General features: G+C 56.4%; 11 protein-coding genes, 3 pseudogenes and 1 riboswitch. Of the genes and pseudogenes, 7 read left to right on the plus strand and 7 right to left on the minus strand.

Going from position 1 to position 16,660, the window contains the following annotated elements:
• Nucleotides 1-278 precede the first annotated feature (278 nt).
• The 4 genes and pseudogenes from OCY70_RS09145 to OCY70_RS09160 form a co-directional block, all read right to left on the minus strand.
• Nucleotides 279-1,540: pseudogene (locus OCY70_RS09145) on the minus strand (MFS transporter).
• A 685-nt stretch (nucleotides 1,541-2,225) separates the two neighbouring features.
• Nucleotides 2,226-2,970, minus strand: a pseudogene (locus OCY70_RS09150) (ATP-binding cassette domain-containing protein); the annotation flags it as partial.
• Nucleotides 2,913-3,365, minus strand: coding sequence for a hypothetical protein (locus tag OCY70_RS09155; RefSeq protein WP_213426643.1), 453 nt, complete (start codon nucleotides 3,363-3,365; stop codon nucleotides 2,913-2,915). The gene OCY70_RS09155 and the pseudogene OCY70_RS09150, both read right to left, overlap by 58 nt.
• Nucleotides 3,347-3,547 (minus strand): hypothetical protein, encoded by a 201-nt coding sequence (locus tag OCY70_RS09160; protein WP_213426642.1) that lies wholly within the window; start codon nucleotides 3,545-3,547, stop codon nucleotides 3,347-3,349. The genes OCY70_RS09155 and OCY70_RS09160 overlap by 19 nt, the downstream gene beginning before the upstream one ends.
• Nucleotides 3,548-3,876: 329 nt before the next feature.
• A riboswitch (purine riboswitch) is annotated at nucleotides 3,877-3,976 on the plus strand.
• A 107-nt stretch (nucleotides 3,977-4,083) separates the two neighbouring features.
• Between OCY70_RS09160 and OCY70_RS09165 the strand changes: the two genes are divergently transcribed.
• Together OCY70_RS09165 and OCY70_RS09170 are read left to right on the plus strand one after the other, a co-directional pair.
• Nucleotides 4,084-5,514, plus strand: a complete 1,431-nt coding sequence (locus tag OCY70_RS09165; RefSeq protein ID WP_213426641.1) for an NAD(P)/FAD-dependent oxidoreductase — start codon at nucleotides 4,084-4,086, stop codon at nucleotides 5,512-5,514.
• A gap of 313 nt (nucleotides 5,515-5,827) precedes the next feature.
• Complete coding sequence (locus tag OCY70_RS09170; RefSeq protein WP_213426640.1) at nucleotides 5,828-6,718, plus strand: formate/nitrite transporter family protein; 891 nt, start codon at nucleotides 5,828-5,830, stop codon at nucleotides 6,716-6,718.
• Nucleotides 6,719-6,923: 205 nt separating this feature from the next.
• On the opposite strand, the pseudogene OCY70_RS09175 reads toward OCY70_RS09170, so the two are convergent.
• A pseudogene (locus OCY70_RS09175) lies at nucleotides 6,924-7,034 on the minus strand (DUF1540 domain-containing protein); the annotation flags it as partial.
• Between the two features lie 165 nt (nucleotides 7,035-7,199).
• Nucleotides 7,200-8,390, minus strand: coding sequence for an IS4 family transposase (locus OCY70_RS09180; RefSeq protein ID WP_261944552.1), 1,191 nt, complete (start codon nucleotides 8,388-8,390; stop codon nucleotides 7,200-7,202).
• Between the two features lie 1,086 nt (nucleotides 8,391-9,476).
• Between OCY70_RS09180 and OCY70_RS36535 the strand changes: the two genes are divergently transcribed.
• The gene (locus OCY70_RS36535; RefSeq protein ID WP_213426639.1) at nucleotides 9,477-11,405 is read left to right on the plus strand and encodes a beta-N-acetylhexosaminidase; all 1,929 of its coding nucleotides are present in this window, start codon (nucleotides 9,477-9,479) and stop codon (nucleotides 11,403-11,405) included.
• Nucleotides 11,406-11,549: 144 nt separating this feature from the next.
• Here the strand turns inward: OCY70_RS36535 and OCY70_RS09190 are convergent, their stop codons facing one another.
• Entirely contained in the window at nucleotides 11,550-12,623 is a 1,074-nt protein-coding gene (locus tag OCY70_RS09190; protein WP_213426638.1) for an FAD:protein FMN transferase, read from the minus strand.
• A 284-nt stretch (nucleotides 12,624-12,907) separates the two neighbouring features.
• Between OCY70_RS09190 and OCY70_RS09195 the strand changes: the two genes are divergently transcribed.
• Genes OCY70_RS09195 through OCY70_RS09210 form a run of 4 tightly spaced genes read left to right on the plus strand, consistent with a single transcriptional unit; the run spans nucleotide 12,908 to nucleotide 16,523 of the window.
• Nucleotides 12,908-13,303, plus strand: coding sequence for a NusG domain II-containing protein (locus tag OCY70_RS09195; protein ID WP_133382076.1), 396 nt, complete (start codon nucleotides 12,908-12,910; stop codon nucleotides 13,301-13,303).
• Nucleotides 13,287-14,849, plus strand: coding sequence for a Gx transporter family protein (locus tag OCY70_RS09200; protein ID WP_213426637.1), 1,563 nt, complete (start codon nucleotides 13,287-13,289; stop codon nucleotides 14,847-14,849). Before OCY70_RS09195 ends, OCY70_RS09200 begins: the two co-directional genes overlap by 17 nt.
• The gene (locus OCY70_RS09205) at nucleotides 14,822-15,727 is read left to right on the plus strand and encodes an ATP-binding cassette domain-containing protein (protein WP_213426636.1); all 906 of its coding nucleotides are present in this window, start codon (nucleotides 14,822-14,824) and stop codon (nucleotides 15,725-15,727) included. The genes OCY70_RS09200 and OCY70_RS09205 overlap by 28 nt, the downstream gene beginning before the upstream one ends.
• 4 nt (nucleotides 15,728-15,731) lie before the next feature.
• A complete protein-coding gene (locus tag OCY70_RS09210) occupies nucleotides 15,732-16,523 on the plus strand; it encodes an energy-coupling factor transporter transmembrane component T family protein (protein ID WP_213426635.1) in 792 nt (263 codons plus the stop codon).
• The last annotated feature ends 137 nt before the right edge of the window (nucleotides 16,524-16,660 follow it).

The following is a 16,660-nucleotide window of genomic DNA, read 5'->3' on the forward strand; positions in this document are numbered from 1 at the left end:
CATGTGATTGTCTTGATTGCTGGCGAATCGGGGCGGATTCCACAAGCTCCTCATCCAATTGCGGGACATGCCGGGATTGCGGGTTCGTTCACGGTTCTGATGCGCGATGCTGCCGCGCTCGGCGAATGCAAGCAACGATTGCAAGCTCATCATATTGTAGATCTAGTCAGCGCGGGGAGCAAGTGGAAAGCGGGGAAGCTTGGACAAATGTGTCCAAACGGTGAAGAACCGCAATCCGAAGCGGCGGAGGCCGCGACGAATTGCGGTGCTGTCAATCATTATGCGCCGGCATCTTGCGCCCATTCGTTCAGCGTGCGATCCTTCGGCAGCAGCAGAGCGAGAACGCCCAGGACCGGCAGGAAGCCGCACACGATCATAATCCGGGTAATGCCGAAGCCGTCGATGAAGTATCCGAGCGCCAAGGCGCCGACACCGCCCATCCCGAAGGCGAAGCCGGTGATAAGGCCGGAGACCGTGCCGATATTGCCCGGATGAAGCAGCTGCGCGTAGATGACGGTCACCGAGAAGCTGGAGAGCAGGATGAAGCCGGTAAGGGCCAGCAGCACCCCGGCCCAGAACAGATTGACGAACGGCAGCAGCAGCGCCAGGGGCGCGGTGCCGAGCATCGAGGCCAGGATGAGATTGCGGCGGCCGAACCGATCCGCCAGCGGCCCGCCGAAGAAGGTGCCTACCGCGCCTGCCCCCAGGAATAGGAAGATATACAATTGGGCTTGGTCCAGCGTTAGCTGATAATCTTCCATTGAATAAAAGGCGTAATAGCTTCCGATGGCAGCCCCGTACCAGGAACGGACGAAAACGATCACGACGAGAATCAGGGTCGCCCAGGCGATGCTTTTGCGCCTTGCCGGGTCCATCTTGCGCTGCTGATGGCGCTTCGCGAAAGTGTATCCGGCGTCGAGCATGCCGCGGTACCAGCGTGCGATATACGTCTGCACGGCGATGCCGGCCCCCGCGATGAAGGTGAAGCCGAGCGCTCCCATCTGACCGAAGGGGATAAAGACCCACTTGGTCAGCATCGGGGCAAGGGATTGTCCGGTGTTCCCGCCGACCTGGAAGATGGATTGGGCAAGGCCTTTGCGAAGTCCGGCGGCCATATGGGCGACGCGCATCCCTTCGGGATGGAAGGCGGCGGAGCCGAGTCCGACGAGGATGACGGCCAGCAGCACCAGCCCGTAATTCGGCGCCAGCGCCAAGAGCAGCACGCCGAAGAACGTGAACGTCATGCCGATGGGCAGCAGCGCCGGCGTCGGCCGCCGATCGGCCGCATAGCCGACAACGGGCTGCATAATCGAAGCGGTGAAGTTGATCGCGAAGGCGATCCAGCCGATCTGTCCGTACGAGAGCCGCATCGTATCTTTCAATATCGGAAAAATCGCGGGAATGACGGCTTGAATCGAGTCATTAACAGATGGACGAAGCTGATGGCCAACAGAATGCGGAAGACCGTATCCTGCTGCGGGCTTGACTGCTTGAGCAGATCGGGAGCCGGGCGCGAGGCGGCTAGCGGTTTGCTGTTCATGTGCAGCTCCTTTCCTGACGGATTTATCGTAATAACGGCCACGCGTCCTTCTCAAACCGGACACCGGATGGAAAGGACGGGAATGGGCCGTTCAATGACCGTTCTGAAGATAAGGCCATGTCCCGCCGAGTTCATCGGGATGATGCTACGATACAAGTTTTTGCGACGGGGCGCAATCCAAATTATTCCTCATATCGGAGCGCTATCCGGGCTTTCCCGCCGCCGGAAGCGGTCAGGCGCGGGATATCGCAATGGAGCGGCCGCTTGGCCGGATAACGCGAAGCCGGCCTGCGGAAGCAAGCCGGCAGACCGGGACAGGGCGGGCGTATCCGCGATGAACAGGGTCAAAATAATGGCTGCCACCGTCATCACGGCAGCGATGGCGCCTTTGCCAATCAGCACCTCGAACGGTCTGGCCGGCGAGAGCATCAGCACCCGCAATGTATGTTGTTCTTTCTCCTCGGCGACCATCATTGCGATCACGGAGGACCCCGTAATCGTCAAGGCCATATTGATGGGCAGCGCCAGCACGCTGATCCCCACTTCCTCTCGGCTGCGGAAGAGGAAGGCGAAGATGATCGGCAGCGGCCATGCTTAACAGAACGGGACTGCGGAGGCAATCCTTCCATTCTTTCTCGACAATCGCCGAGATTCGTTTCCATGCGTAAGTCATAATACGGCTCCCCCCAGTAACTTTTATAAAAATATCGCTCAACGACGGTTCATTGGAATGAATGGACACCAGCTTCCCGGATGTAATCGCCTCGGATACGCGGCGCGCACCCTCCTCGTCGCAGGCCACCTGGTATGACCGGTCCGTGGTCGTGACCGTAATCGTCGCATCGCCATAGCGGCGGCGAAGCAGCTGCGGCGTATCCATGGCGCCGATGCGCCCCTGGTGCAGGAACGCGATCCGATCGCAGAGCGTCTCCGCTTCTTCCATGTCGTGCGTGGAGAGGAAGATGGTCGTCCCCGCGCGATTCAGCTCTTTCAACGATTCGTGAATCCGGCGGGCGTTCCCCGGATCGAGCGCCGATGCCGGCTCATCCAGGAACAGAATCTCCGGCCGGTGAAGCAAGGCCCGTGCCAAGGTGACGCGCTGCTTCATTCCTTTGGACAGATTTTGGACGACGGTCTGCCGGTCGTCGGCCAGGTTCACCTGCTCCAGCGCTTCCGGCACTCTGCTGGCGGGCACCTGGTACAGCCTGCAGAACAATTCCAGATTGTCCTGCACCGACCGGTCATACAAAGTGCTGTTGTCGGTCAGGATGCCGATGCGGGATAAATGATGGTAGCACTGCGCTTCCGTCATACGGGCGACATCCTGCCCGAATACGCGCGCCGTCCCGGGATGTAGGCAGCAGTTGGGCGGTCAATATTTTAATCGTAGCCGTCTTGCCGGAGCCGCTTGGCCCAAGGAAGCCGCCGATGAAGGCGCTCTGCCGTCAGAGCTGTTCGCTTCGGATTCCAGGGAGCCGTCCGCTTGCTTCTTGACCGCGTTTGGCGCGGCTTCGGCGGCGGAGCGATCTTCCGCTTCCTGAGGAAGGGCCGCCGCTCCTTCCGGGGCTTGGCTGGCGCCGTCTTCGTCGAGGATGACCTCCTTGAAGCCGGCGGGCGTCCAGCGCAGGACAGTATCCGTCAGCTTCAATACGGATTGCAGTCTTGATTTATCGAATGCATTATATAATTTCATGTACAATCTGACAGCCTCGCGCACGGTCAACCGTTCATGGGCAGTGTCCTCCTGGCGGATCCAGCTGATGCGGGCCTTCGCTTCCGTGGAGTGGAGGGGAAGGCCGTTCCAAGTCACCGTCCTGGTGGACATGGCGGCGCTGCCCCCAACACATCCAGGATGAGCTGGCCTGTGACATGATTGCATTGCACAGCGAGGCATTGGCCCGGATTCACCGTGACATGGAGCATATCCAGCAGCGTCGAATTGCCTTGGGCGACATAGAGATGGTCGAGAACGAGTCCGCCCGATCGGGCGGGGGAGTGAGGTTTCATTATTTCACGCCTTTTCATTGAATCTACTTCAATCGTCATATCCAATGGCAAGCTTATCAGATTCGGGCCAGGACACGCATTCTCCATCATAGCGTATTTTTTCGTGTACGGGAGTAGGGGGACTTCGGGCTGAAACCGATGGGAAAAGAGTATGCATTTTCTGTTAATGTTCGGATTTAGCCTTGTTTTTCTTTCTGATCATTTCTGATATCTTCTCTATTTACGAAAAAATAACGAACAATAAAATATTTGTTCGTTGACATGTTCGGCAAAATTCGTTACAATATCCATGTCGCTCCCTTGGGGGAACGGCAATGAAGTTGATCACAATGCTAACTATGATTCCTGTTCGTATATTCCCGGAGATAAGGTCCGGGGGTCTCTACCAGGAGCCGTAAATTCCTGACTACGAGCGGTATGCTTCCGCATACCCGGGTGAAGTCAGGTTTTTTTGTCGCCCGGAAAAGGAACGGAAGTTCGTCATTCGCCCATTCAGATTCATACAACGAGTTATGAACGAGGAGGATCCTGATCTTATGAGCAAGTATGATGTCATTGTCGTTGGCGCAGGGCCCGCAGGAATTTTTACATGCTATGAGCTGACATTGAAAGCCCCCCATCTTAACGTATTGTTAGTGGACAAAGGTCATGATATTTACCGGCGGAGCTGTCCGATCCTGGAGGAGAAGATTCAATTCTGCCCTCCGGCTATCGGCCGCAAAGAGTTCGCCGGATGCTTGCCCGCCTGTTCCATCACGAACGGCTTCGGCGGAGCCGGCGCCTACAGTGACGGCAAATTCAATATTACGACCGAGTTCGGCGGCTGGCTGACCGATTATTTGCCGCCGTCGCAGGTGCTTGATCTGATTCAATACGTGGACCGGATTAATTTGGAGCATGGAGCCACGACGAATATAACAGACCCGACGACCGATACCGTGCGCCGGATCGAACAGAAGGGATATGCGGCAGGCTTGAAGCTGCTGCGTGCGGAAGTCCGCCACTTGGGGACGGAGCAGAACCTGGAGATTTTGAAATCGATTTTTGAATACTTGAAGACCCGCATCGATATGATGCATAAGACCGAAGTGGCGGATCTCGTCACCGTGAAGGAAGACGGCCGCCATCTCGTGAAGGGAATCGAGCTGAAGGGCGGCGAGACGATCGAAGCCGATCGCGTCGTCGTCGTGCCGGGACGGGACGGTTCAGCCTGGCTTACGGAGATTTTGAAGAAGCGCCGCCTGAAAATGTACAACAACCAGGTCGATGTCGGCGTGCGCGTTGAGACATCGGACGTGGTCATGCGGGAGATTAACGAGCATCTATACGAAGGAAAATTCATCTTCAACACGTCCGTAGGCACGCGGGTGCGCACCTTCTGCAGCAATCCGTCCGGTCATGTCGTGGTCGAGAACCACAGCGGCATCATGTGCGCGAACGGCCACTCCTACAAGGATCCGAAGCTCGGCTCGACAAATACGAACTTCGCTCTGCTCGTCTCGCACACGTTCACCGAGCCGTTCGACAAGCCGAACGAGTATGCCCGCGAAATCTGCAAGCGCGCCAACGATTTGTCCGGCGGCGGCGTCATTGTGCAAAAATACGGCGATATTCTCCGCGGGCGCCGCTCCACCGAAAAGCGCATCCGGGAAGGCTTTCTGGAGCCGACGCTGCGTGAGGGGGTCCCTGGCGATCTGGGCCTCGTGCTGCCATACAATACAATGAAGAGTCTCATCGAAATGGTGGAGGCGCTCGACAAGGTGACGCCGGGAATCGCTTCCGAGCATACGCTGTTCTACGGCGTCGAGGCGAAATTCTACTCGGCCCGCCCGAAACTAGATACGTCGCTCGAATCCGAGATTGCCGGACTGTACTGCGGCGGCGACGGGGCCGGCGTTACCCGCGGGTTGGCGCAAGCCGGGGCAGCCGGAGTCCACATCGCCCGCAGCATCATCGCGAAAGCATAATCTATACAAGGAAGTCCGCTGCCGTAAGGTCCGCGGGCTTTTTCCGTTTTTTGCGGTTTTCGGCGGCTTCGTTGCTCCACGGCTCCCCGCGATTCTAGGCGGTTCTTGACTTGCTCCATGAGATGTTGGCAGATTGTTAATTTTGAACATTGACTTGTGATAAAATGCACAACCTCAGTGAGGAAGCTTCGATACAATGAACTTGCATCTTAACATCCGCCTGATATGGACCGCCATACGGCTAACGGTTCCGTTCATTCGGGAGGATACGATTGGCCAACAAGGTACTTGCGGTGCAGGGAGGTAATGCAGTATGGCAGGATACTTGAAGCCGCAGGAGATAGCGGCAGCGACGGTGGAGACAGGGACGACTAAGGCCCGCAATCCGCTGTCGGTCATGGTGATATTGGGATTTCTGGCAGGCACGTTCATCGCGCTGGGATACTTACTGTATATACGGGTGACGGCGGGCGCGCCGCCAGAGTGGGGGACGATCACCGGGCTTATCGGCGCCTCTCTCTTCCCGATCGGGCTCATCCTTGTCTTGCTGGGGGGCGGTGAGCTGCTGACCGGCAATATGATGGCCGTTCCATTGGCCCGGATGAAGGGCCGAATTACGACCGGTGAGGTCGCTCGCAATCTGATCGTGATTACGTTGAGCAATTTCCTAGGCGCGATTTTTGTCGCTTACTTCTTTGGGCATATCGTCGGCCTGACTGCCGATGGCGTCTATCTGGAGAAGACCGTATCCGTTGCCGGACACAAGCTGGAAGAAGGCTTCCTGCAAGCGTTCGTCTCAGGCATCGGCTGCAACTGGCTCGTCGCATTGGCCGTGTGGCTGTCTTACGGCTCCAAGAGCTTCAGCGGCAAAGTATTGGGCATCTGGTTCCCGACGATGACGTTCGTGGCCATCGGCTTCCAGCACGTTGTGGCCAACATGTTCGTCATTCCGGCCGCCATCTTCGAAGGCTATTACAGCTGGGGAGAATACATCATGAACTTCATCCCCGTCTGGCTCGGCAACCTCACCGGCGGTGCCGTTTTCGTGGCCGGCGCTTACTGCCTGGCCTACTTGCGGCCGAATCCGGCTGCGGCCATGCCGGCTCAGCCTTCGGCGACGCGTGCTTCCGCTTCTGCCGCATCAGCGGCACCGGCTGCGGCGGCTTCCTCCTCGGGGAGCCTTGACCACTCTGTCACGGGATAAGCTTCCGCTCGCAGTATATATCGAACCAGGTCCGTTCGGGTCGGGCCTGGTTTCTTGATCCTTGGACCGTCCGGAACAGGCAGTTGCGGAAGACATCCGTTTTTTTCATAACGGTGATCAGAGCTTGCATATATTCGGAAGGAAATGATAATAATTATCAGTATCTGAGTGAAAAAGCAGCCCGGCAAGGCTGCTTGGACATACGTTAAATTTTGGGCTCGAACGTTTTACAATCCGTTTCTTCGGAATTACTTGCTTGTCTTCCCTGACGATTCACGACATAAATCGAAGAAGCGTTGCATTTGTTGCCGGCAGCCCCACTAGCGTTGCATCGAGCGGTTAGTTCATAATCTAATTTCAATTAACATCAATATATGATATATATTTACATTTGCGATGTCCGCGCTAAGTCTAAAAAAGTCGAGCTGGAAACAGACCCTACGCGTTATCCATTATATGTAAAAATCGTTTTCGTTTGTCATTACGTCACAATCAGTCTCGGTTTCATCGACTTTGTTGCCTTTTTCGGACGTCTCCCATTTCGCTTTGGTCGACCTCTAGATGTTCGAGTCGGCTTGCGGTTGAGTGCAGCGATCAAATTTTCCCATGGTTTTTCCGCATAGATGCGAATCAACTGGAGGAGGTCCCATGTCGACTTTTTACAGTCCAGTGTTAATTTAATCAGCAAACAGAGAGCATACGCGATTAAAGCAATATACATTTGGTTCCAAATCGCTTCGGCCGTATAACCGTGGGGTTTTACCAATCGAATATGCTGCTTGACCCATTTAAAAAACAACTCAATATGCCAGCGATTTCGATAAATCTCGGCAATTTGATGTGCGGATAAGTCAAATCGATTCGTTACAATTCGATAGGTACGCCCTTGGTCATCCTTAAACTCAATCAAACGCAGAACCGCTGGCAGCTCCGGCATCGTCACATCAGCATCAAGGATAAACCCATTCTGCCTTTTGGGGAGGTCTCTTTTTCTGATGATCGTTAACCGGCTCTTTTGCTTGACGCGGCAAACAAATTTAATCTTATCCTCTACCCATTTCTGAAAATGGTCGTATACCTGGTATCCTCGGTCCATCACGTAGGTCGCATCTTTATCCACTGTAAATTCCAACACGACTTCATGATCGGCTACATCTTTGGTTGAAGCGACGATCTTGTCTGGATACATCGTTTTGGAGTCCGCAACGACCAAGGAGGTGTGCATCTTCACGCCATGGCTACTTTTGGAACAATAGGACCATTTCGCGAGAATGGGAGGTAGTGTAATTCCCGATGAATCGATTAGCTTGAGTTTCCCAATACCAGGCGTAATGCCGCGTTTCCCTTTTGTAAGTTGCTTGATTCGATCAATGAGCGAGAAAAAGAGCGTCTGAAGATACTCCATAGGCAGCCGTTTCAGCTTCCGCGATAGTTGAGAAGCGCTTATGCTCTTGAGACCCAGAAGATCTTGAAATTCAGGATTAGCCGCTACATGCTCTGACATGACTTTGTATGAGTCTCGTTGCTGAAGCTGTGCCTCTACAAATAAGAGTGTCGAAGAGCCGACAAACAGCTTTTGGGCCCGGTAATCCAATGACTCGTGTCGAGTAGAATGGACATGTAACCATTTTAGGCATTGACAAATGACGTTATGATTCGGTACGTTATCCATAAGAAATCTCCTTTGTTGAGGCGTTTTATGGATAACGTTAGGGTAACTCAACAATAGGAGATTTCTTTATTTTTGTCCATGAATATAGTTCAATAAGTTACAAATATAGAGACTTATGGGATAGAAATTTTCGTAAAAAGATTGATGCAACGCTAGTGCGGCAGCCCAGTATTTGCAGCTGTTCACTTCACACAGCACGTCTTTAGCCATTGCGTGTCACCCCCTTTGCAATAGCATTGACGGGATGCTGGCGGTTCTATACGCCTGGCCTGCTGCAAAGTCTGCCCCAGACATGGATCGGCAAGCCATGTCTTTTTGGCATGTCCCCGAAAGGGCGGCGAGGGAACGTTGGCGCACAACCCTTGCGAAGGACTCTGAATCTCTTTATCGGGCCGCTATTGTTATCGACATGGGCGTTCTGGGCTGGGGGAAACCCCGCTGATTTATGCCTTTGCTCCACGATGCCAATGGCTCAGGGACGGAGGTCGCTCCTTTTCGTCCTTATTGCCGTTATCCCAACGGTTCAGGGCACAAGCTGAGTTCCGGGGATAGCGGAGCCAAGAGCGATAGAGGGCCTTGCAGGTCCTTTTGCCAATATCCCAACGGTTCAGGGTACAAGCTGAGCGCTGGGGATAGCGGAGCAAAGACCGGAAGAGGCCTCGCCAGTCCTTATTGCCATTCTCCCAACGGTTCAGGGTACAAACTGAGCGCTGGAGATAGCGGAGCAAGGACCGGAAGAGGCCTCGCCAGTCCTTATTACCATTATCCCATCAGTTCAGCGACAAGCTGAGTTCCGGGGATAGTGGAGCAAGTAGCGGTAGAAGCCCCTGCAGTCTTATTGCCGTTATCCCAACGGTTCAGGTGACAAGCTGAGCGCTGGGGATATTGAAGCAAAGGAGCGTAAGAGTCCGCAGCTCTTCCTCTCGGCCAGTGGCGTCGCAGTATGCTTGCAGATCTTGTACGTATGATGAGCAAAGTTGAGTCCCAGGTTGCATAACGGGATCGATAGCGCTATCCTAATCACATCCTACCACTTACAGTGGCCAGCATGGAGCAGATTTATACGACCAGAGGAGGAACAAGAGGATGCATATTCAATTCAGCGGCGATGTTGACCGCTTCTTGCCCGGAACTCGGGAGCTCCGGCAGCTGCTTGACGTAGAAATTAGCGAGGCGGGGAGCCCTAATCCCGAAGCGGTAGCTGTAAAGGTAGAGCAGGCCGCCGGGGAGTTAACGGTATCTTGGGATGGAAGCTCGGGATGGATCCGTTATGCGGAGCCAATCCATTTTTTCCGGGGGCTCGGGCGGTTCGTGGAAGCTTACCGTCAGGGCGGATCGTTCCATATAGCAGAACGGCCGCAATTCACGTACAACGGGGCGATGATCGACGCTTCACGGAATGCCGTACCCCATCTGGCCATGCTGAAGGAATTGCTGCGTTCGATGGCGTTGATGGGGTTGAACGGCATCATGCTCTATACGGAAGATACATATGAGGTGCCGGAGCGGCCTTATTTCGGATATATGCGGGGACGGTATACCGCAGAGGAACTGCGGGCCATTGACGATTATGCGGCCCAATTTGGCATTGAGGTGGTGCCGTGCATTCAGACGCTGGGGCATCTGGCCCAGGCGCTGAAATGGGATGAGGCCGAGGAGCTGCGCGATACCGAGGATGTGCTGCTGGCCGGCTCGGATGCCACCTACCGCTTCATTGAGGACATGATCGCGGCCGTATCGAATCCGCTTCGCTCGAACCGGATTCATATCGGCATGGACGAGGCGTTCGGACTTGGACTGGGGCGATATTTGTTCAAGCACGGCTTCCAGGAACGGTTCGATATTATGAACGAACATCTACGGCGCGTGCTGGAGATTACCGGGAAGCATGGCTTACAGCCGATGATGTGGAGCGACATGTATTTTCACCTGCTGATGAACAACGGGGGCCATTATTACGATCTGGACCTGGAGTTTTCCAGCGATGAGGTGGCCCGGATTCCGAAGGGCGTCCAGTTCGTCTATTGGGATTATTACCATGATGATCAGAAGTTCTATGAGAACTTCCTCGACAAACACCGCGCGCTCGGTTCGGATCCGGTGTTCGCCGGCGGCGTCTGGCTGTGGGGCAGCATCAGCCCGAACTATGGCAAGACATGGCAGAACACGAATCCGGCGCTTATGGCTTGCAAGGCGAAGGGCATACGCGAAGTATTTGCGACGGCGTGGGGCGACAACGGGCAGGAGACGAACCATTTGACCGTTCTGCCGGGCCTTCAATTGTTCGCGGAGCACGGGTATACGGACGGCGAGGTGGACGAGTCGGCGTTGGCGGAGCGCTTTCGCCTCTGCACTGGCCAGAGTCTCGACGATTACTGGCAGCTAACCTATCTGGACGAGACGCCGGGCGTAACGAAGAACAATATGCACAGCTCGAACGCGTCCAAGTTCCTGCTCTGGCAGGATACGTTAATCGGCCTGTTCGACAAAGATCTGGAAGGCGAGCTCGAGACGGCGCTGCCGGCGCATTACGCGAAGCTGGCCGAACGGCTTGCCGCCGCTGAAGCGCAAGCTGCGGGAATGCACAAGCTGGTGTTCGGGTTCTATGCGAAGCTGGCGGAGACGCTGTCCATGAAGGGAGCGCTCGGCCTGCAGGTAACCACGGCCTATCGGGCGCGGGAAGATGAGAAGCTCCGCAGCCTGGCGGAGAACGTCATTCCGCGCGTCCGCGCGCAGGCGGATCGGACCCGCAAGGCGCATCGCGCGCTGTGGATGGCGACAAGCAAGCCGTTCGGCTGGGAAGTGCTCGACATCCGCTACGGCGGGGTGCTGGCCCGGCTGCAATCGGCCGAGGATCGGCTGCTCGATTATGTGGAGGGCCGGGTAGACAGGCTGGAGGAGCTGGAGGCAGAACGGCTTCCGTTCATCGCGAACGATCCGGTGGGAGAGCATCGTGTCTCGCATTCTCCGTTCTTCCACCGGATCGCGACAGGCGCCGTGCTGTCCGCGATTTAGGCAAAAGGATCGCAGCACCATAGAACCCGGAACCTCGAAGGAAGGGCCTCGGCCAAGCTGCGAGCACTGCATAGGCGGGAAAAGGGTGCCGCCGGCCGTCTAAGGCGAGAGGCACCCCTTCCTATCGCCGCAGGCAGGAAGCGATTATTGCTTGACGATGGTGTAATTGCTATTCGTCAATTCGAAAATATCCTTAATGCCCGGCGTGCAGTATACTTTGTGATCGGTCGTGATGAAAATGGCCTCGGCTTCCGGATTGGATTCGATGAACTTCATCCCTTCGTCGAGTCCGAGAGCGAACGTCGAGGTCGACAGCGCGTCGGCATGAGTCGAGCTGCTCGTCACGATCGTGACGCTGCTCAGATTATTTTCGATCGGATACCCGGTCATTGGGTTCAGAATGTGGTGATAATGCTTGCCGTTCTCGACGAAGTACCGTTCATACACGCCCGAGGTGACAATCGTTTTGTTCTGGACCGTCATTTTGCCGATCTGATTCCCGCGCGTCTCATCCGGATCCTGCACCCCGATGATCCAATCCTTGCCGCCCGGCTTCGGGCCGACGGCGAAAATGTTGCCGCCGAGATCGACGATCGCGCTCTCGAATCCCGACTCGCGCAAATAATCCGCGATACGGTCAGCGGCATAGCCTTTGCCGATGCTGCCGAGGTCAAGCTCCATGCCTTCTTTTTCGAGCTTCACTTCCAGTTTGTCCGGATTCAGGGTGACATCCCGGTAGTCGATCAGCTCCAGCTTCTGCTTCAGTTCCGCCGGATCGGGAACCTTGGCATTCTCGGAGCCGATACCCCACAGATCGACGATCGGGCCGACGGTCGGATCGAACATGCCGCCGGTGCGCTTGGCGTAGTCGAGCGAGGTGGCGATAATATCGAATGTATCCTGGGAGACCGCCACGGCCTGCTTGCCGGAAGCGGCTTGGACTTGGGAGATTTCGCTCTCCTTGTCCTGGCGGTTCATTTTATGGTCGATCTCCTTCAGAATCGCTTCGATATCCTTGAATTGGGCGTCCCCCGCCCGTTCATCATATATTTTGACCGTCACGATCGTATCGAAAATGAAGTAAGTCTGCTGCTTGATCGAAGACGTTCCGGAGCCGGCATTCGTGGAATTCTCCTTGGCGCATCCGCCAAGCACGAGGATGAAGACCACGAGCAGAAGGAGGCAGCTTCGAAGCGGCAGCCGTCGATGTTGTGTCATATTCTCAATTCCCCCGTTCGGATAGACTGACTGGATATCGGTTCGCGCTAGCTTCCCGTGGCGGCGAAGCTCGCTTGCGGAACACGCTTATTATAACAGTTACGGATGGAGTTGCAAGGAAGCCCGTTACGATCCCGCTCCGGGCGGGGATTCGGTACCAGAAGTCATCGATGGACAGGAGCAGATGTCATCGGATGGACATGGAAGTTCGTTGCTGATGAAGGATGAGAGATGTATAATGGCAAAAGATAAACTATTCAAATTTAATCCAAGGAGTCATTGCAATGAAACGTGGAGACCTGATTCTCATCGGAGTCATTGTCATCGCGGCGCTGGCGTTTCTTGTGCCGAAATGGCTGTTTCAACAAGAAAGTGAAAATTTGCACAATTCAAAGGTGTTTGCCAATATTACGGTGGACGGAGAATTGTATCAAAAAGTAGAACTGACGAAGGAAGAGCAGATTATAAAAGTCGAAACAAGCAAAGGACTAAATATATTGAAGGTTCATGACTATGGCATTGAAATGTTCGAGGCCGATTGCCCGGATAAAGTATGCCTGTCCTTCGGCTTTGTTACCCGTCCGAACAGCACGATCGTCTGCATCCCTCATCGTGTGCTCGTCGAGCTGGTAAGCGAGGACGGCGCAGAGGAGGATGAGATCGATGCGGTCGTACAATAGCCCGGCCTGGCGAAAGGGAGAATCCTCTTCGGACGCCTTGAAAAGGGCGGTAATTATCGCGATTTTTAGCGCCGTGGCCGTCGTGCTCGGCTTCGTGGAAGCGATGCTGCCCGTGCAGACGATTATGCCGATTCCCGGGGCGAAGCTGGGGCTTGCGAACGTAATGATTCTCGCCTGCCTCTACTTCCTGCGCGGCCGCGATGCGTTGATGCTGGTCATCTTGAAGACGCTGCTTATGACCTTGATGCTGGGGACGTTCTCCGCATTTCTGTTCAGCTTCCTCGGATCGCTGTTCAGCTTCATCGTCATGTATGCCATCTTGAAAATCGGAAAAGATCACGTCAGCCTCATCGGCATCTCCGTGGTGGGCGGCGCGGCGCATAACGCGGGCCAGTTGACGGCCGCGTATATTGTATTCCGCACCGCCAATATTTTTTATTACTTGCCGGTGCTGTTGATAACCGGCGTTGTCACCGGCGTCTTCATCGGCATCGCCGTGAAGTACATTGTGGCGGCGCTGGCGAAGCTGCCGCTCTTCGACAAGCTGACGCCGCAGATCGACAGCTCGGCGGCGGATGCGAACCGGCAGGCGGCGCTTGATCGCAACCAGGCGCTCGCTTCGGATGTTCCGGCGGACGGAGCGCCGGGGAGCCCGGAACAAGCGCCGCCTTTGGGGGGCGCCGGCCTGGATAGAGGTCCGGACGGCAAGGGGGCGCATGACGCGGTCGTCTTGTGCGGTGTCCGGTACCAATATCGGCCGGACCGCCTGCTCTTCGATGATCTGTCCCTTCGCATTCCGCAGGGGCAGTGGGTGTCCATTGTCGGCCCGAACGGCTCCGGCAAGTCGACCTTGGTGAAGCTGCTGAACGGCCTGCATCGCCCCCAGGCTGGCCGCATCGAGGTGGCGGGCCTGACGCTGTCCGAAGCGAGCCTGGAGGAGATTCGCCGCCGCGTCGGCTTTTTGTTCCAGAATCCGGACAATCAATTTTTCGCGACGACGGTCCGGGACGATATCGCCTTCGGGATGGAGAACCGCTGCCTTCCGCATGCGGAGATGGAGCGCCGGCTGGCGGAGTCGGCCCGGCGGTTCGGCGTCGAGCCGCTGTTGGACCGTCATCCCGCGCAGCTGTCCGGCGGACAGAAGCAGCGGGCCGCCATCGCCGGCATGATGGTCCTGGAGCCGGAGGTGCTCATCTTCGATGAGGCGACCTCGATGCTCGACGAGCGCTCCAAACGGGAGATGACGGCTTATTGGACGGAGCTGCATGCGACCGGCAAATATACGATTATCTCGATTACGCATGATGCGGAAGAGATTATGGCTTCCGATCGCGCGATCGTGCTGAAGGACGGGAAGATTGCGGCGGATGTCACGCCCGAGGCTTTGTTTGCGGATGAGGCGCTGATGCGGGACTGCCGGCTGCAGGCCCCGTTCGTCTGGTCGGTGGCCCAAGCGCTGCGGGAGCGCGGCGTAGCGGTCGCCTCGACGAATGACGAGAGAGAGTTGGTGAACGCCTTATGGCCATCGTGCATGCTGAACGATTAACCTTCGATTATATGGCGCAGGGGCAGCCGCCGGTCCATGCGCTGCAGGATTTGGATTTTGCCGTCGATTCCGGCTTCACGGTCGTGCTCGGCTCGACCGGCTCCGGCAAATCGACGCTGCTGCAGCATTTTAACGGCATCCTGCAGCCGACCTCCGGGAAGCTGCAGGTGCTGGAATACACCTTCGAGGGCCGAGCGAAGCAGTCCGGTCTCAAGCCGCTGCGACGCCGGGTCGGGCTCGTGTTCCAATTCCCCGAGCATCAACTGTTCGAGGAGACGGTCGAACGGGACCTGATGTTCGGGCCGATACAGTTCGGAGCGAAGCCCGAGGCAGCCGCCGAAGCGGCGCGGGAGGCCCTCGCGATGGTAGGCTTGCCCTCATCGGTGCTGGAGGCCAGCCCGTTCGAGCTGAGCGGAGGCCAGATTCGCAAGGTCGCGATTGCGACGGTGCTCGCCTCCGATCCGGAGCTGCTCGTGCTGGACGAGCCGACGGCGACGCTGGACCCGATAAGCCGGGCAGAGCTGATCCGGCTGCTGCACGGATTGTGCGCGCAGCAGGGCAAGGCGGTCGTCATGGTGACGCACCGCCTGGATGAAGTGTTCGCGCATGCCGACCGCTTCATCCTGATGAAGGAAGGCCGCATCGTATTCCAGGGCGGCCGGCAGGAGCTGATGCGCCGGCCCGAGGAGCTGGAGGCGGCCGGCATCGAGATTCCCGCCACGCTGCGCCTCGCGGCGCTGGTGGCGGATAAGACGGGCGCGCCGCTGGACGATCTGCCCGCCGATCCGGCGGGTTGGGCCGACTGGATTGCGGAGCGGTTGGGCATGAAGGCGGCCGGAAGGGGTGACCGTCCATTAGACAGCAGGGAGGGGGACTAGCCAGATGGAAGCCAAAATGATGCTCGGCCGGTATGTCCCCGCCGATTCCTGGATTCACCGCCTCGATCCGCGGGGGAAGCTGGTGGCGATGGTCCTTTTTCTGATTACGGTCATTATGGCCGACGCGTTCGCGGAGCTCGCGGTGCTGAGCGGATTCGCCCTGCTGGTGATGATAAGCTCGCGCATTTCCTTAACCCGTTATTTTCGGGCGTCGCGGCCGCTCTGGCTCATCATGGCCTTCATGTTCCTGTTCTATATCTTATTCGACAAGACCGGCAACTCGCTGGTGAATGTGGGCAAGCTCAATATTACGACCGGAGGCGTTACCTACGGGGCGTACGCGGTATGGCGCATGGCGCTGCTCGTCACCTTCACCGCGATTTTGACGTTCACGACGACGCCGGTCGAGCTCAATCTCGGCCTGGAGCGGGTGCTGAAGCCGCTGCGCTTCGTCGGCGGCTCGCCGCAGCAGTGGTCGATGATGATCGGGATCTCGCTGCGCTTCATTCCGACCCTATTCGAGGAGGCGGACAAGGTGATGAAGGCGCAGGCTTCGCGCGGCGCCGATTTCCATGAGATCTCCTTCGTCCAGAAAGGCAAGATGGTCATGACGCTCATGGTGCCTGTCATCGTCAGCGCGTTCCGGCGGGCCGAGGAGCTGGTCCAGGCGATGGAGGCCCGGGGATATGTGCTGCATGCGCCGCGCACGTCGCTGCGCATGCTCGTATGGCGGGCGCCGGACACGCTGTTCATTGCGTCGTTCCTCGTCCTGCTGCTCTTCATATCGTGGTGGTGATCGGTTCGGTTCTAGATCACCACCTCTTCTATATTTACAGTCTGTTTAGTGAAAAATATCACATAAAATATTTCAAAGCCTGATATATTTAAAATTAGGAAAAATAAACTTGACAGTATGATAGTATGGAAATGTGG

The organism is Paenibacillus melissococcoides (assembly GCA_944800085.1).
Taxonomy (GTDB): Bacteria; Bacillota; Bacilli; order Paenibacillales; family Paenibacillaceae; genus Paenibacillus_B; species Paenibacillus_B melissococcoides.

Coding starts and splice junctions, on each gene's coding strand:
- OCY70_RS09165 (WP_213426641.1), top strand. CDS start 4,084: ATGAGCAAGTATGATGTCATTGTCGTTGGCGCAGGGCCCGCAGGAATT.
- OCY70_RS36535 (WP_213426639.1), top strand. CDS start 9,477: ATGCATATTCAATTCAGCGGCGATGTTGACCGCTTCTTGCCCGGAACT.
- OCY70_RS09200 (WP_213426637.1), top strand. CDS start 13,287: ATGCGGTCGTACAATAGCCCGGCCTGGCGAAAGGGAGAATCCTCTTCG.
- OCY70_RS09210 (WP_213426635.1), top strand. CDS start 15,732: ATGGAAGCCAAAATGATGCTCGGCCGGTATGTCCCCGCCGATTCCTGG.
- OCY70_RS09190 (WP_213426638.1), bottom strand. CDS start 12,623: ATGACACAACATCGACGGCTGCCGCTTCGAAGCTGCCTCCTTCTGCTC.
- OCY70_RS09180 (WP_261944552.1), bottom strand. CDS start 8,390: ATGGATAACGTACCGAATCATAACGTCATTTGTCAATGCCTAAAATGG.
- OCY70_RS09170 (WP_213426640.1), top strand. CDS start 5,828: ATGGCAGGATACTTGAAGCCGCAGGAGATAGCGGCAGCGACGGTGGAG.
- OCY70_RS09155 (WP_213426643.1), bottom strand. CDS start 3,365: ATGTCCACCAGGACGGTGACTTGGAACGGCCTTCCCCTCCACTCCACG.
- OCY70_RS09205 (WP_213426636.1), top strand. CDS start 14,822: ATGGCCATCGTGCATGCTGAACGATTAACCTTCGATTATATGGCGCAG.
- OCY70_RS09195 (WP_133382076.1), top strand. CDS start 12,908: ATGAAACGTGGAGACCTGATTCTCATCGGAGTCATTGTCATCGCGGCG.
- OCY70_RS09160 (WP_213426642.1), bottom strand. CDS start 3,547: ATGAAACCTCACTCCCCCGCCCGATCGGGCGGACTCGTTCTCGACCAT.